The 14,981-nt window shown below is 71.8% G+C and carries 12 protein-coding genes; 5 read left to right on the top strand and 7 right to left on the bottom strand.

Annotation, left to right across the window (positions count from 1 at the left end; all coding sequences use genetic code 11):
* Positions 1-78: 78 nt before the first annotated feature.
* Together RL72_RS03070 and secA are read right to left on the bottom strand one after the other, a co-directional pair.
* Positions 79-738, bottom strand: a complete 660-nt coding sequence (locus RL72_RS03070) for a GntR family transcriptional regulator (RefSeq protein WP_045249339.1) — start codon at positions 736-738, stop codon at positions 79-81.
* Between the two features lie 123 nt (positions 739-861).
* Positions 862-3,663 (bottom strand): preprotein translocase subunit SecA, encoded by a 2,802-nt coding sequence (gene secA, locus RL72_RS03075; protein ID WP_045249354.1) that lies wholly within the window; start codon positions 3,661-3,663, stop codon positions 862-864.
* Between the two features lie 232 nt (positions 3,664-3,895).
* Between secA and RL72_RS03080 the strand changes: the two genes are divergently transcribed.
* Both RL72_RS03080 and RL72_RS03085 read left to right on the top strand, forming a co-directional pair.
* On the top strand, positions 3,896-4,489 hold the full coding sequence (locus RL72_RS03080; RefSeq protein ID WP_045249355.1) for a PadR family transcriptional regulator: 594 nt from the start codon (positions 3,896-3,898) through the stop codon (positions 4,487-4,489).
* Positions 4,490-4,579: 90 nt separating this feature from the next.
* Positions 4,580-5,908, top strand: a complete 1,329-nt coding sequence (locus RL72_RS03085) for a coiled-coil domain-containing protein (RefSeq protein ID WP_045249340.1) — start codon at positions 4,580-4,582, stop codon at positions 5,906-5,908.
* A gap of 68 nt (positions 5,909-5,976) precedes the next feature.
* Here RL72_RS03085 and hpf read toward each other — a convergent pair whose 3' ends face one another.
* From hpf to mtrA, 5 genes are all read right to left on the bottom strand, one after another.
* Positions 5,977-6,630 (bottom strand): ribosome hibernation-promoting factor, HPF/YfiA family, encoded by a 654-nt coding sequence (hpf, locus tag RL72_RS03090; RefSeq protein WP_045249341.1) that lies wholly within the window; start codon positions 6,628-6,630, stop codon positions 5,977-5,979.
* Positions 6,631-6,807: 177 nt separating this feature from the next.
* A complete protein-coding gene (locus tag RL72_RS03095; RefSeq protein ID WP_045249342.1) occupies positions 6,808-7,488 on the bottom strand; it encodes a ComF family protein in 681 nt (226 codons plus the stop codon).
* A 96-nt stretch (positions 7,489-7,584) separates the two neighbouring features.
* Complete coding sequence (locus RL72_RS03100) at positions 7,585-9,300, bottom strand: LpqB family beta-propeller domain-containing protein (RefSeq protein ID WP_045249343.1); 1,716 nt, start codon at positions 9,298-9,300, stop codon at positions 7,585-7,587.
* On the bottom strand, positions 9,297-10,988 hold the full coding sequence (gene mtrB / locus RL72_RS03105) for an MtrAB system histidine kinase MtrB (protein ID WP_045249344.1): 1,692 nt from the start codon (positions 10,986-10,988) through the stop codon (positions 9,297-9,299). The genes RL72_RS03100 and mtrB overlap by 4 nt, the downstream gene beginning before the upstream one ends.
* Positions 10,989-11,052: 64 nt before the next feature.
* Positions 11,053-11,733 (bottom strand): MtrAB system response regulator MtrA, encoded by a 681-nt coding sequence (gene mtrA / locus RL72_RS03110; RefSeq protein ID WP_045249345.1) that lies wholly within the window; start codon positions 11,731-11,733, stop codon positions 11,053-11,055.
* Between the two features lie 200 nt (positions 11,734-11,933).
* Here mtrA and RL72_RS03115 point away from each other — a divergent pair, with 200 nt between their 5' ends.
* The 3 genes from RL72_RS03115 to RL72_RS03125 form a co-directional block, all read left to right on the top strand.
* Positions 11,934-13,307, top strand: a complete 1,374-nt coding sequence (locus tag RL72_RS03115) for a glycerophosphoryl diester phosphodiesterase membrane domain-containing protein (RefSeq protein WP_045249346.1) — start codon at positions 11,934-11,936, stop codon at positions 13,305-13,307.
* On the top strand, positions 13,304-13,969 hold the full coding sequence (locus RL72_RS03120; RefSeq protein WP_052674150.1) for a DUF4129 domain-containing protein: 666 nt from the start codon (positions 13,304-13,306) through the stop codon (positions 13,967-13,969). Before RL72_RS03115 ends, RL72_RS03120 begins: the two co-directional genes overlap by 4 nt.
* Positions 13,966-14,981, top strand: a 1,016-nt coding sequence (locus RL72_RS03125) for a DUF4350 domain-containing protein (RefSeq protein WP_052674148.1), incomplete at its 3' end; no start/stop codon positions are given. The genes RL72_RS03120 and RL72_RS03125, both read left to right, overlap by 4 nt.

Genomic DNA, 14,981 nt, shown 5'->3' on the forward strand with positions numbered 1-14,981 from the left:
CGCACACGGGAGGCGCGGAAAGGCCACGTGCCGTCGATTGGCATGGAGCGGTCGTGCACGGCACCCCGCCCTGCGGGGTCAGCGATCGCCGGCGCGCAGCCCCTGGACGCGCGCGACCCGTGCCCGCCTGCTGGTGTCCACGTGCGCCGCGGCGAGATCCGCCGCCCGCTCCCCGTCGCCCGCCCGGATCGCTTCGAACAGGGCGACATGCTCCTCGCTGATGTGCTGCAGATCGTCATGCTGCGAGAGCGCCCAGCGCAGCCGGCTGCGGATCCCCTTCATCATGTCGCTGAGCAGCCGGTTCTCGGCCAGTTCGGTGACGATCTCATGGAAGTCGGCGGCGGCCCGGCGCGACCCGATCCCGTCGCCATCCCGCGCCCCGCTCTGCTCAGCCTCCAGGGACTCCTGAAGGCGGCCCAGGCCGTCCTGCCGGCGCCGCTCGGCGGCGAGCCGGAACGTCAGCGGCTCGAGCACGGCGCGCACCTCGTCCAGATCGGCGAGATCGGCCTCGGTGAACTCCCGCACCACCGCCCACGTGTGCGGGCGCAGCTCCACGAGGCCCTCGGCCACGAGCACCTTGAGGGCGTCGCGCACCGGAACGCGGCTGACGCCGAACTCGGACGCGAGGTCGCGCTCGATCAGGCGGCTGCCGGGGGCGCGCACGCCGTCGAGGATCGCGTCGCGCAGCCATGCCGCGATCCTCGTGGATTCGAGCTGCCGTACGTCCGTGCTGGTCACGCGCCCATTCTTCCATCGAACGCGCCTTCAGCCGACGCGGCGGCACGGCGGTCGACGCTCCCCGCAACGCGAAGAGGCCGGCACCCGAGCAGGGGCCGGCCTCTTCGCATTCCGGGGCGGCGGTTACTTCTTGCGCCCCTGGGCGCGACGCTCCGCGCGGTTCGCCGGAGCCGACTCCGCGGCGTCGACGCGCTGCCCGAAGGCGCCGCGCGCCGCCGGTGCGGCAGGCTCCTCGGCGTCGGTCTGGGCGCGGGCAGCGGCCTGACGGAGACGGTCCGTGGCGGCCTGCTGCACCTGGCCGCGGTCGTTGCGGACCTCGACGTCGCCGGCGTCGTTGGGCGCCGAGTACTCCAGCCTCTGGTCTCCCGCCGATTCGGCGAGCCCCTTGGCCTCGACCTCGGTGATGCCCTCGTCGCCGGCCTGGCGCACCTCGACCTCGAGGTTGTAGAGGTAGCCGACAGACTCCTCCTTGATCTGCCCCATCATGGCCTGGAACATCGAGTAGCCCTCGCGCTGGTACTCGACCAGCGGGTCGCGCTGCGCCATCGCACGCAGGCCGATGCCGTCCTTGAGGTAGTCCATCTCGTAGAGGTGGTCGCGCCAGCGGCGGTCCAGGACCTGCAGCACCACGCGCCGCTCGAGCTCGCGCGTCGCGGCCTCCCCGAGGGCGGCCTCGCGCTTCTCATAGGCGACCATCGCGTCGGAGACGAGCTCGCGCTTGAGCCCGTCCGCGGTGATCCCGCCCTTGCGCCCGCCCGCCTCGGCGACGACCTCGTCGATCGTGACGTCGACCGGGTAGAGCGTCTTCAGCTCGGTCCAGAGGCTGTCGAAGTCCCAGCTCTCGGTGTGGCCCTCTGCGGTGTGGTCGTCGACGACGGCCCCGATCGCGTCCTCGATGAAGTGCTTCACCCGGTCGGCGATGTCGTCGCCCTCCAGGATGTGCCGGCGGTCGGCGTAGATCGCCTCGCGCTGACGGTTGAGCACGTCGTCGTACTTGAGCACGTTCTTGCGCATCTCGGCGTTGCGCGCCTCGACCTGGCTCTGAGCGCTGCGGATCGCGCGGGTCACCAGACCCGACTCGATCGGCATGTCCTCCGGGAAGTTCGTGCGCGCGAGGATCGCCTCGGCGGCGCCCTGCTGGAACAGCCGCATCAGGTCGTCGGTGAGGCTCAGGTAGAAGCGGCTCTCGCCGGGGTCGCCCTGACGGCCCGAGCGGCCGCGGAGCTGGTTGTCGATGCGGCGGGACTCGTGACGCTCGGTCCCGAGCACGTACAGGCCGCCGGCCTCGACGACCTTGGCGCCCTCGGTCTCGACCTTGGCCTTCATCGCCTCATAGGCCTCGTCCCAGGCCTGCTCGTACTCCTCCGGGGTCTCGACCGGATCCAGGCCGCGGGACTTGAGCTCCTGCACGGCGAGGAACTCGGCGTTACCGCCGAGCATGATGTCGGTGCCGCGGCCGGCCATGTTCGTGGCGACGGTGACGGCGCCGAGGCGTCCGGCGCGAGCGACGATTTCGGCCTCGCGCGCGTGGTTCTTCGCGTTCAGGACCTCGTGCTTGATGCCCTTCTTGCTGAGCAGCCGGGACAGGTACTCGCTCTTCTCGACGCTCACCGTGCCGACGAGGACCGGCTGGCCCTTCTCGTGCCGGGCGGCGATGTCCTCGACGACCTGCGCGAACTTGGCCGTCTCGTTCTTGTAGACGAGGTCGGGCTTGTCCTGGCGGATCATCGGCCTGTTGGTGGGGATCGGAACGACGCCGAGCTTGTACGTCGACATGAACTCCGCCGCCTCGGTGTCGGCGGTGCCGGTCATGCCGGCGAGCTTGTCGTAGAGGCGGAAGTAGTTCTGCAGCGTGACCGTGGCCAGCGTCTGGTTCTCGGCCTTGACGGGCACGTTCTCCTTGGCCTCGATCGCCTGGTGGATGCCCTCGTTGTAGCGGCGTCCGACGAGGATGCGGCCGGTGTGCTCGTCGACGATCATGACCTCGTCGTTCATCACGACGTAGTCGGTGTCGCGCTTGAACAGGGCCAGCGCCTTGATGGAGTTGTTCAGGAAGGAGATGAGCGGCGTGTTCGCCGACTCGTACAGGTTGTCGATGCCGAGGTAGTCCTCGACCTTCTCGATGCCGGGCTCGAGCACGCCGACGGTGCGCTTCTTCTCGTCGACCTCGTAGTCCTCCCCCGGCTCCAGGGTGCGCGCGATCTTCGCGAACTCGGCGAACCAGCGGTTGGCCTCGCCCGAGGACGGACCGGAGATGATGAGCGGCGTGCGGGCCTCGTCGATGAGGATCGAGTCGACCTCGTCGACGATGGCGAAGAAGTGGCCGCGCTGGACCAGATCCTCCTTGCGCCACGCCATGTTGTCGCGCAGGTAGTCGAAGCCGAACTCGTTGTTCGTGCCGTAGGTGATGTCGGCGTTGTACTGCTCGCGGCGCACCTCGGGCGTCTGCCCCGACACGATCACGCCGGTGGTCATGCCCAGCGCGCGGTAGACGCGGCCCATGAGCTCGGACTGGTACGACGCGAGGAAGTCGTTGACGGTGATGACGTGCACGCCCTTGCCGGCGATCGCGTTGAGGTACGAGGGGAAGGTCGCGACGAGCGTCTTGCCCTCACCGGTCTTCATCTCGGCGATGTTGCCGTCGTGCAGGGCCGCACCGCCCATGATCTGGACGTCGTAGGCGCGCATGCCGAGCGTGCGCTTGGCGGCCTCCCGGACGGCCGCGAACGCCTCGGGCATGAGCTGGTCCAGGGTCTCGCCCTGCTCGAACCGTGCGCGCAGCTCGGAGGTCTCGTTGCGGAGGTCCTCGTCGCTGAGCTTCGCGAAGTCGTCTTCGAGCGCGTTCACGGCCTTGACGACGCCGTTCAGACGACGCAGGATCCGTCCCTCGCCGGCGCGCAGCAGCTTCTCAAGAGGATTCGCCACGGATTCCATCTCCCTAGGGGTTCTCGTGCCCGCGCGCGTCGCGCGCACGGCATACGGGTTCATGTTACCGGCCCGTGACCTCCGGATCCTGTGCACGTATGCGGACCGCCGGGGCGTTCGCTCCGAGCGTCACGCTCGACGAGCGCGCCCATGACACGCCGCGGACCCCGGACCCCGCGGGATTTCCCCGTATGCATATACTCGGCAACAGATTGCAGGAGAGGGGATGCGGATGTCGGTGCGTCAGAGCCTGCTCGCCATCCTCGACCAGGGTCCCTGCTACGGCTACCAGCTGCGGGCGGAGTTCGACCGCAGGACCGGATCCACCTGGCCCCTCAACGTCGGCCAGATCTACAACACCCTCGAGCGCCTCGAGCGCGACGGTCTCGTCGAGCGCGGGGAAGCCGACGAGCAGGGTCACGTGTACTGGGCCATCACGGACGCCGGGTCCGCCGAGGTCGCGGGCTGGCTCTCCTCCCCCGTGGAGCGCGGGAGCGGCACCAGGGACGAGCTCGCGATCAAGCTCGCGGTCGCCGCGACCCTTCCCGGCGTCGATCTGGCCGCGGTCTTCCGCGCGCAGCGGGCGGCCTCGCTGGCACGTCTGCAGGAGCTGCAGCGCTCGGCGTCCACCGCCACGGCGACGGACGGGCCGGAGCAGCTCGCCCGGGCGCTCGTGATCGACGCGCTGGTCTCCACCGCCGACGCCGAACTGCGCTGGCTCGATCAAGCCGAGCAGCGCATCGCCGCGCATCCGCAGCACACGCTGGCGCTGGAGCTGTCGACCGACCGTCCCAAGCGCGGTCGCCCCGCACGCGTCGTCGTCTGAGCGCCGCCGGCCGGCCGCGATCGGCGGCTGATCGCCGAGGGCGTAGCGGATGCACAGCCGGGGCACGGCCGGGGACCATAGGATCGGCCCATGGCCGGTTTCTGGGGCAGACGCAAACGTGAACAGGAAGAGCTGCAGGCGCAGGACGCGGATCTCGCGCGTCGCGCCGAGCAGGCGATCGTCGCCGCGGACGAGCGGATCCGCACCTCGGCCGACGAGCTCGCCTTCGCGTCCGCGGAGCTCGGCGACGACATGACCGCGGACTTCCGCGCCGCGCTGGACGCGGTGCGCACGCACATGGGCGAGGCGTTCCAGCTGCACCAGCTGAACCACGACGAGATCCCGGACACGGCGGAGGAGCTGCGCACCCGCAACGCGCGCATCGTGCAGCTGTGCCAGTGGGCCGAGGATCTCATCGACGAGAAGTCCGCCGCGATCGCCGACGCGGTCAACCGCGTGCGCAACGCGCCGCAGGTGGTCGCGAGGGTGCGCGCGGACGCCGCGGCGCTCGAGGCCAGGGTGCCGCAGGCGCAGTCCTCGATCGACCGCCTCGCCACCCGCTACTCCGACGCCGCGATGCAGCGCATCGCCAAGAGCGCGGAGGAGGCCGCCCAGCTCGTGGTGTTCGCGAACCACGGCGCCGACGTGTTCGAGCGCCGCCGCGATGCCGGCCGCAATCAGGAGGCGGTGCTCGCCCTCGAGACCGCGACCGAGGCGACGCGCCGTGCGGCATCGCTCCTCGATGCCGTGGACGACTTCGAGATCGAGGCCCTGCGTGCCGAGTCCACGCTCGCCGAGGTCGTCGCCGACTCCCGCAACGACCTGGCGGCGCTGCCGAGCGCTCCCGGATCGCCCGCGGTCTCCGCTGCGGCAGCCGCTCTGCAGCAGGCGCTGAACGCGCTCGCCCCCGCCGGCAGCCGCACGGATCCGTTCGGCGAGCTGACCCGGCTGCGCGCCGCGAACACGGCGCTGGATGCGGCGATCGCCGCCGCCCGGTACCGCGCGGAGCACCCTCTGCCGACGATCGAGGCCGTGCAGCATGCCCTCGACGACGCCGACCGCCAGCTGGGCATCGCCCGCGGCCTCGTCGAGGGGCACCGCGGCTGGATCGGCGCCGACGCGCGCACCCGTCTCGCCGAGGCCGAGCGCCTGCGCGTCGACGTCCCCTCGCTGATCCCCGCCGAGGAGACCAGGGAGCAGGCGCTGAGCACCGCTCGTCGCGTCGCCCAGCTGGCGGCGGAGGCGCTGCAGCTCGCCCAGCACGACATCGATCGGTCCCGCCCCGACCAGGGCTGGGGCGGAGGCGGAGGCAACGGCTGGGGCGGAGGCGGAGGACGCGGGTCGGGCGGCGGAGACATCGTCTCCGGAGTGCTCGGCGGCCTTGTGATCGGCGGCCTCCTCGGCGACATCTTCGACTGAGGCCCTTGCACAGCGGAGCGGCCCGGGACATCGTCCCGGGCCGCTGCGTCGTGTTCAGGGGATCCTGATCACGAGACGAGCTCCTCGGCGGGGGCCGCCTGCGTGGTGAGCGAGATCACGCCGTAGTCCCAGCCCTTGCGGCGGTAGACGACGCTCGGGTGGTCGCTGCGGGCGTCCACGAACAGGAAGAAGTCGTGACCGACCAGCTCCATGCGGTCGACGGCCTCCTCGACGGTCATCCACTCCGCATCGAAGCTCTTCGTGCGGATCACGACGGGCGAGTACTCCTCCTCGACCTCGAGCGTCGGGATCGCGCCGGTGGAGACCGCGTGCAGGGTGTCTGCGGAGACGGGGTGCACATCGATGCCCGACAGTTCGCCGGTGCCCTTCTCGAAGCGCGCACCGCGCGGATGATGCCGGCCGTCGATGCGGCGCTCCTTGGCCCGCCGCACCTGTTCGATGAGCTTGTCGACGGCGAGATCGAGAGCGGCGAACTTGTCTGCGTCGCGCGCCTCCGCCCGGACCAGCGGGCCCTTGCCGTTCAGGGTGAGTTCGACGGTCTCGTCCTCCACGTGACCGCCGCGATAGGAACGATGAGTGACCTTCACGTCCAGGCTCGTCGCCTTCGTCGCGATAGTCGCGATCCGCGCGGTCTTCTCTTCGACCACCGCTCGGAATCGATCGCTGATGCCGACTCCGACACCGACGATGTTCGTTTCCATCCTGACCTCCTTGTTCCGGTCCGCCCGGCCAAGGGCGGACCGTGGTCGCCTTTGTGAGTCCCCACCGTAGTCGCCGTATCCCGCGATGTCATCCACTATTCATCTGTGTGTCGTGGGGATCTCCCCCGAGACCGGCCAGGATGCGCTGCGACGCTGCCGGGACCGCGGCGGACCGTCTCATCCGTGCCGCGGCGTGGCGGCGACGGCCACCGCGCCGACGATGTGGAAGCCCGCCGCCCGCAGCGCCCGGACGGCCTCCGCGCACGTCGCGCCGGTCGTGACGACGTCGTCCACGACGAGCGCGCCGGCGCCGGCGCCGGGGCGCTGCGCGATGAGCGCACCCTCGACGTTGCGATGCCGGTCCTCGGCGCCGAGCCCGCGCTGATCCCGCACGCGCCGCGCCGGGACGAGCAGGCGCCGCATCGGGATGCCGGTCCCCCGTGCGAGCAGTTCCGGCACCCGGAATCCTCGTCGCCGGAACGCCGACCGCGACGTGGGGATCGGCACGACGACGTCGATGCGGTGCCGCTCGTCCAGCCCCGCGCGCTGCGCGTCGACGGCTGCGGCGAGCGCCGGCCGGAGCGTTCGGATCAGCGACGTCTGACCGTCCTCCTTGATCGCCCGGAGCACGCCGGCGGCGACGCCGTCGAAGGCGAGCCCCGCCCACAGCGGCACGCCTCCGGACGTCCTGCGGATCGGGCTCGGCACGAGCGCCGCCTCGCAGGCGCGGCAGAGCGCTGTCCCCGCCGTGCCGCATCCCGCGCACACGGATGCGAAGACGAAGTCGGCGACGTCGAGGAGCAGTCGTCGGACGCGATCGCGGTCGGAGGGCGGGAGCGGACGGATCTCGGCGGGCATCCTGCGAGCATGGACCGGCCCGGCTCGCGTCCCCGGCGCCCGACCGCGATCGGTGCACAGCGCCTCCGGCGCGACAGCTGTGCGGAACGTTGCCGCTCAGCCGGTCGCCTGGCCGCCGAGCTGCACGGCCAGGACCTTGACCCCGCTGCCCTCCTGCTGCCAGTTGGGGCCGCTGCGCTGGTACAGCACGCCCCCGCCGAGCACCCGGACGTTCGCCGTCGGAGACCCGGGCGCCACGGTCTGGGCCGCATCCGGCGCGTCCACCGTCTTGGCGGGCCCGCCGACCTGCTGCTCGCGCAGCACCACGTTGGATCCGTCGACGCCGAGGATCCCGACGGTCGAGTCGTCCAGCCAGGCCACGTCCGCGGCGCCCGAGGGCCACGAGATGACGTTCGGCGCGCCCAGGGCGGACGGCGCTCCCCGGTCGTCGCGGGTGATCGCGAAGACCTCGACCCGGAACTGGCCCCCTGCGACCACGGCCATGGCGAGGCGCGAGCCGTCCCTGCTCACGGCGAACGACGTGACCTGCGCGGCGTCCTGCGGGCCGCCGACGGGCCGGGCGTTCCCTCCGGACGCCGGCCACGCCTCGATCGAGGCGGGCGCCTGGGCGGGGACCGTCCAGATGTAGCCGAACGGGTCCAGCGTCGGCGCGATGAGACCGGCCCTGCCGTCGATCTGGTCGGTCTTCCCGTCGGAGATCGCGGAGACGACCCCGTCCGCACCCTGCACGGCGATGCGCTGCGCCCCGCTCGCCGCACTGATCGCGGTGACCTGCTGCGGGAACGCCTGCAGCTGCGCGGAGACCCCGCCGATCGCGGCGAGCTCGCCGGCGGCGAGGTAGCCGAAGCCCTTGTCCGTGAGCACGAGGGGCCGTGGGTCGACCGCGGTGGACGCCGGGGACGCCGTCCCGGCGTTCGTGTCGCGACCGCCGATCGTGATCTTCACCTGCAGCACGCCGATGCCGGACAGGCTCCGCTCCAGCTGGGTGCGCATCCGCGCCAGCATGACGGGATCCCGCGTGGGCAGAGCGTCGTTGAGAACGACCTCGGCCACCTGCGACTCCGGAGTCACGGTGTTCCGCGCCAGCGCCACGTCCCCGGTGAACGCGGTGCGCACGCCATTCGCCAGCCAGGGGCTGGGCTTGCCTGCCACGAGCGACTGCACGATCCTGCTCGCCGTGTTCTCACGCTTCGGGAACCACCGGACGTCGGGCACCAGATAGGTCCACGACGGGTCGAAGTACTGCAGCGCGTACGGTGCGAACACGTCGGCCGCGGCGAACGAGTCCGCGTCCAGCACGATCCCGTCCGGCGCCTGAGCGATCCGCCACTGGCCGTTCTTGTTCTTGGTGAGCGCGAAGGGCAGCTCGGCCGCGCGGCCTGTGGGCTGCCCCGAGTACGCGCCGGTCTCGTCCACGGTGGCCGTCTGCTGCAGCGTCAGGCGCACGGAGGTGGACGTCGTCTGCTTCGTCACCTCGGGGACGTCGAAGCGCCGCTCCGTCGAGCCGGTGTCGATGGTCACCCCTGCATCGGGCTTCCACTTCTGCGCCTCGTCGGGCGTGAGGAACTGCCGGGCGATGCTCCAGCTGTCCTTGGGGCTGGACGCGGCGTCGATGAACCCGCGCACGATCTCCTTCGGATCCATCCCGTCCGAAGGCCCCTGCGGCACGAACGCCAGATCCGACCCGCCGCTGTTCTGGTCCGCGGCCAGGCCCGGGCGCACATCGCCGGTGACGGGGAGCGACGCGCAGGCGGTCAGCGCGAGCAGCGTCACCGCGACGGCCGCCGCGTGGACGATGCGTGCGATCCTCATGACTCCCCCTCGGCGTTCTCGGGCTCCTGGCTCGGGGCGCTCGCCGTGCCAGCCGGCGCGATCACGATCGGGTCGGTGCTCACCCCGATCTCCGCGATCGCCTCGACGGGCTCGAGCGGCACCGGCGACGTCCCGTCCAGCGGACGGGAACCGCGCGGCAGCGTGAGCACGAAGTTCGTGCCCTCCCCGGGACGCGACCAGACGGCCAGCGTGCCGCGGTGCAGCCGGGCGTCGCCCAGCGCGATCGACAGCCCGAGCCCGGTGCCGCCGATGGTGCGCTGGCGCGACGGATCCGCTCGCCAGAACCGATCGAAGACCCGCTCCGCGTCCTCGGGCGTCATGCCCATCCCCTGATCGCGCACCCCGACGGCGACCGCGTTCTGGTTGCTGTCCACCGTGATGACGATGGGACGGCCCTCGCCGTGCTCGATCGCGTTGCCGATGAGGTTGCGCAGGATGCGGCGCACCCGCCGAGGATCGAGATCGACCGGGGTGTGACCGCCCGGGGCGACGAAGCGCAGCTCGGTGTCGTGGGTCTGCGCCAGCGGGCGCATCTCGTCGGCCATGTCCTCGGCCAGGTGCGCGAGGCTGATCGCCTCGGTCTCCAGCTGCACGGATCCGGCGTCGTACCGGCTGATCTCCAGCAGGTCGGCGAGCAGCGTGTCGAAGCGGTGCACCTGCGTCTGCAGCAGCTCCGCGGTGCGCGCGGTGGTCGGATCGAACTCCTCGCGGCGGTCGTTGAGCATCTCCGCGGCCAGCCGGATCGTGGTGAGCGGCGTGCGCAGCTCGTGCGAGACGTCGGACACGAACCGCTGCTGGACGAGCGACAGCTCGCCGAGCTCCTTGATCTGCGCCTCGATGCTGTCGGCCATCGCGTTGAACGACCGCCCGAGCGTCGCGAGCTCGTCCTGACCCCGCACGGGCAGGCGCACGTCGAAGTCGCCGCCGGCGAAGCGCGCACTCGTGTCGGCCGCCTCGGTGATCGGGTGCACGACGGTGCGCAGGGCGAACCACGCGATCAGCCCGATCAGCGCGACGAGCACGATGCCCGCCACCCACAAGCTCCCCTGCACGAGCACCAGGGTCTGCTCGGTGTCGGTCAGGTCATAGGCGATGTAGAGGGCGTACGAGCCCGACCCGGAGGCGGTGAGCTGCTGACCCACCAGGATCCCCGCGTGCGTGGATCCGTCGACGTCGCGGAGCGCGATCGGCTGCCACCACTGCTTGGCGCTGTCCTTCGCCACGCGCTGCTGCAGCTGATCGGTCACGAGCTCGTCGCGGCTGAAGCCGCCGAGCGTGAATCCGGCGGATGACGGCCGGGAGTCGAGCGGGAAGACGCCGACCACCCTCGACGAGGAGACGCTCTGGACGGTGTCGCTGACGTCGCGCATCAGGCCGAATACGGCCGTCTGCGTCCCCTGCGTGTTGGCGGAGCTCAGTACCGTCTGCGCCGACTTGGCCGCACGGGACGCGTCGTTGAGCGCCTGGTCCTTGCGCGACTCCCAGAGGTTGTTCTGCACGGCGAGCGCCATGAGCACGCACGTCACCAGCACCGCGACGCTGGTGAGCGCCAGGGCGATGACCAGGGTGCGGAACCGGAGCGACTGGCGCCACAGCCGTGCGAGACGGCGCCCGCTGCGGCGCGCACCGCGCACCGCAGCGTTCGCCAGCGCCACGGTGTTCGTCATCGGCGGACCTTCATCGGCGGGAGGGCTCTGCGGCGGCGGTCGGCGCGGACGGGACCCCGAGGGGTCAGACCACGCTCCCCGCGCGGTAGCCGACGCCGCGCACGGTGGTCACGATGCGCGGGTTGTCCGGGTCGAGCTCGACCTTCGCGCGCAAGCGCTGCACGTGCACGTTCACCAGGCGGGTGTCGGCCTTGTAGTGATACCCCCAGACCTGCTCCAGGAGCATCTCCCGGGAGAACACCTGCTGCGGCTTGGAGGCGAGGGCGACCAGCAGCTGGAACTCCAGCGGGGTCAGCGCGATGGGCGCGCTGCCGCGCCGCACCTCGTGCGCGTCCACGTCGATCGTGAGGTCGCCGATGCGCAGCACCTCGCTCGTGGACTGCGGCGTCGGACGCAGCCGGGTGCGGATGCGGGCGACGAGCTCCTTCGGGTTGAAGGGCTTGACCATGTAGTCGTCGGCGCCGACCTCGAGTCCGCGCACGACGTCCGCGGTGTCGCTGCGCGCCGTGAGCATGATCACGGGGACGCCCGACTCGGCACGGATCCGCGTGCAGATCTCGATCCCGTCCATGCCGGGCAGCATCAGGTCCAGCAGTACGAGGTCGGGACGCTGCGCGCGCCACTCGTCCACGGCCTTGGCGCCGTCCGCGCAGAACACGGGCTCGAAGCCCTCCGTGCGCAGCACGATTCCGATCATCTCGGCCAGAGCCGTGTCGTCATCGACCACGAGGATGCGTGAGGTCATGGGCGGGCAGTCGTCTTTCGGATCTCGCGGTGTTCGGATCTTCTGTGACGTGCGGGCGCGTACCGGCGCCCCCACGTCGGTCCAGCGTACTTCACCGCCCGCCGAAGTGGCCCGAGCAGCCGCGCCGGCGCCTTTCGCGCCGTCCTCCCGAGCCCGTCGGCGGTGTGACACGATGGAGCGACACGCGAACCGGAGGACTCGTGAGCCAACCCAGCTGGACCCCTGCTCCCAAGCCCGGCCTGATCCCGCTGCGCCCCCTCGGCTTCGGCACGGTGCTGGGCAAGTCGTTCGCCGCGCTCCGGCACAACCCCAAGGTCCTGTTCGGGTTCGCGGTCGTCGTGCAGCTGGTCGTGATGCTCGTGGTCCTGGCCGTGGTCGGCGCCGTCGCATTCACCACGCTGAGCCGGCTCAACACGGTGCGGCCCGGCAGCGACGAATGGACCACCCTGTCATTGGGCTCGATCGCGTTCATCAGCGGCGCGGGTCTGCTCATGGGACTGTTCTCGGTCGCGTTCACCGCGATCGTGCAGGGAGTCGTGGCCGCGGACGTGCGCGCCGCCGTGCTGCGCGAGAACGCGACGCTCGGCGCCCTCTGGGCACGCGTGCGCCCCGCGGCCTGGCGGCTGATCGGCTACACCCTGCTGTACGGCGCGGCCGGCGTCGTCGCCGCCGCGGTGATCCTGGGCGTGCCGTTCGTCGCGGTCGGCCTGCCGACGGGCTTCGACGCCATGGGAACCCTCTTCACCGTGCTCGGGATGCTGTTCGGGATGCTGTGCCTCGTGGTGCTGGCGGCCTGGATCGGCACCAAGCTCATGCTCGTGCCGTCGCTCCTGGTGCTCGAGGGCGCCGGCGTGCGGGACGCGATCGGCCGCTCCTGGCGGCTCACCCGCGGCCGGTTCTGGTTCGCCTTCGGGATCGTCTTCGTGATCGGGGCGATCCTGTGGGTCGTCACGCAGACCATCAGCGTCGTCGGCAACGTCATCACCTCCTTGTTCGGCCCGGTGTTCAACCCCACCGGCATGACGGAGCTCTCGGTGGGCGTGGGCGGCATCGTCGGACTGGTGATCACCCAGGTCCTCATCGTGATCCTCCAGTCGATCGGCGCGGTCGTGCAGTCCACCGCAGGAGCGCTCGTGTACGTCGACTGCCGGATGCGCTACGAGGGACTCGATCAGGATCTGATGGCGGCCATGGAGCGCCGGGCCGCCGGCAACGACGACGGATCCGATCCGTTCCGACCGGATCCGGCACGCGCCGTCCGGACCGGGTTCCGCCCGCCACGGCCCGTACCGCCCTCTCCTCTGCCCCCGGGTCCGGTGCCCGGCTATCCGGCCGCCCCGGGTTATCCGGCGGCTCAGGGCTATCCGGCCGCCCCGGGCTACCCGACGGCTCAGGGCTATCCGACGACTCAGGGCCAGCCCTCCGCACCGTCGCCGTATGTCGCGCCGGCGCCCTACACCGCGCCGGCCGCTCCTCCGCCGCCGCCCGTCGCGCCGATCCCGCCCGCGCAGGAGAGCCCGTGGACGCCGTCGCAGGACGAAGGCTGGGCCGCGCCGGGATCCGATCGCCCATGATCGTCTCCTCCGTCCTCGTGGCGCTCGCCTCCACGCCGCTGATCCCCGACGGGGACGGCGCGCGCGAGCTCGCGGAGAAGGAGCTCGCCAAGCCCGAGTACCAGGCCGCGAAGCCGACGCTCATCGACCAGTGGGCGCGCGCCGTGGCGGACTTCCTGATCGACCTGTTCACGCCGCAGCACGGCGCGGACCTGGGTCCGTGGGCCGCGATCGTGATCGGCGTCCTCCTCGTCGCCGTCCTGATCGCGGTGCTGCTGATCTGGGGGCGCCCGCGCCGCTCCCGGGTGCGCAGCTCGCCGTCGGTGCTCCTCGGCTCCGCCGACGACCGCACCGCCGCCGAGCTCCGCGCCGACGCCGACCGTGCCGCCCGCGAGGAGGACTGGGCTGAAGCGATCGTGCTGCGCTACCGCGCCGTCGCCCGGTCGCTCATCGAGCGCGACCTCATCGCCCCGGCACCGGGCGCGACGGCTCAGACGATCGCCCGCGAGGCCGTGGCGCCCTTCCCCGCCGAGAGCGACGCGCTGCATGAGGCGGCCGTCGCGTTCGACGACGTGCGCTACCTCGGCCACCCGGGCTCCGCCGACCTGTACCACGCGCTGGTGCAGACGGACGAACGGCTCCGCTCCCAGCGCCCCGTGCCGATCGAAGCGGTGCCCGCGTGACCGCGGCACCGCCCGCGGCCCCGGCGCGCGTCCCGAAGCATACGGACGCGGACCCCGCGCCGTCCGGCACGCTCGTGCGGATCCCCGGCCGGCTGCGCCGCGCCCTGGGCTGGGTCCTCGTGATCGTCCTCCTCCTCGCCGTCGCCACGGCAGGACTGCTGCTCTCCGCGCCGACCGCGGCACAGCGCGACAGTCTGGATCCGGAGCGACCGGGGCCGGGCGGCATGCAGGCGCTCGCCCAGATCCTGCGGCAGCAAGGGGTGACCGTCGACGTGGTGCGCAGCCGCACCGAGGCCGCGCGCAAGCTCGACGGCCAGACCACCCTCGTGATGAGCGACCCCTTCCCTCTCACGGATGCCGCCGTCACCGAGCTGACCGACGCCGCGAGCGATGTGGTGCTGGTGTCGGCGAGCGGGCGGATGCTGCGCCTGCTCGACCTCGGCGACTACGCGTTCTCGTCGGCCCCGCCGACGGTGAGCGCCGGGTGCGACGTGCCGTCGTTCGCGCATGTCGGCACGATCGCGCCCGGGCAGCTCTTCACTCCGGGCGCCGGCGTCACCGCGTGCTTCGGCGACGCGGACGGTGCCGCGGTGCTGATCTCGCAGCACGACGGCCGGCGTCGGGCGATCGTCGACGGCACCGCCCTGCTCACGAACGATCGACTCGCCGAACGCGGGAATGCAGCCCTCGGCCTCGCCCTGCTCGGCACGCGGCCGCACGTGATCTGGTACGTGCCGTCCTTCGACGACTCCGACCGCTCCGACATCGACGTGCCGAAGAGCCTCGCCGACCTCACCCCCGGCTGGGTGACGCCCGTGATCGTGCTCGGCATGATCACGGGGCTGCTCGCCGCCGTCTGGCGCGGCCGCCGTTTCGGCCCGCTGGTCGCGGAGACCCTGCCGGTCACCGTGCGCGCCTCCGAGACGATGCTCGGCCGCGCCCGGCTCACCGCGAAGGCGGCCGACGCCGCCCACGCCGCGGAGGCGCTCCGCGGCGGCGCACTCGCCCGCCT

Source organism: Microbacterium azadirachtae (genome assembly GCF_000956545.1).
In the GTDB taxonomy this organism is placed as follows: domain Bacteria; phylum Actinomycetota; class Actinomycetes; order Actinomycetales; family Microbacteriaceae; genus Microbacterium; species Microbacterium azadirachtae.

Bases quoted from the DNA above. Each gene is read 5' to 3' on its own strand.
- RL72_RS03080 (WP_045249355.1), top strand. From the start codon at position 3,896: ATGTCGGTGCGTCAGAGCCTGCTCGCCATCCTCGACCAGGGTCCCTGC.
- RL72_RS03085 (WP_045249340.1), top strand. From the start codon at position 4,580: ATGGCCGGTTTCTGGGGCAGACGCAAACGTGAACAGGAAGAGCTGCAG.
- hpf (WP_045249341.1), bottom strand. From the start codon at position 6,630: ATGGAAACGAACATCGTCGGTGTCGGAGTCGGCATCAGCGATCGATTC.
- RL72_RS03095 (WP_045249342.1), bottom strand. From the start codon at position 7,488: ATGCCCGCCGAGATCCGTCCGCTCCCGCCCTCCGACCGCGATCGCGTC.
- RL72_RS03100 (WP_045249343.1), bottom strand. From the start codon at position 9,300: ATGAGGATCGCACGCATCGTCCACGCGGCGGCCGTCGCGGTGACGCTG.
- mtrB (WP_045249344.1), bottom strand. From the start codon at position 10,988: ATGACGAACACCGTGGCGCTGGCGAACGCTGCGGTGCGCGGTGCGCGC.
- mtrA (WP_045249345.1), bottom strand. From the start codon at position 11,733: ATGACCTCACGCATCCTCGTGGTCGATGACGACACGGCTCTGGCCGAG.
- RL72_RS03120 (WP_052674150.1), top strand. From the start codon at position 13,304: ATGATCGTCTCCTCCGTCCTCGTGGCGCTCGCCTCCACGCCGCTGATC.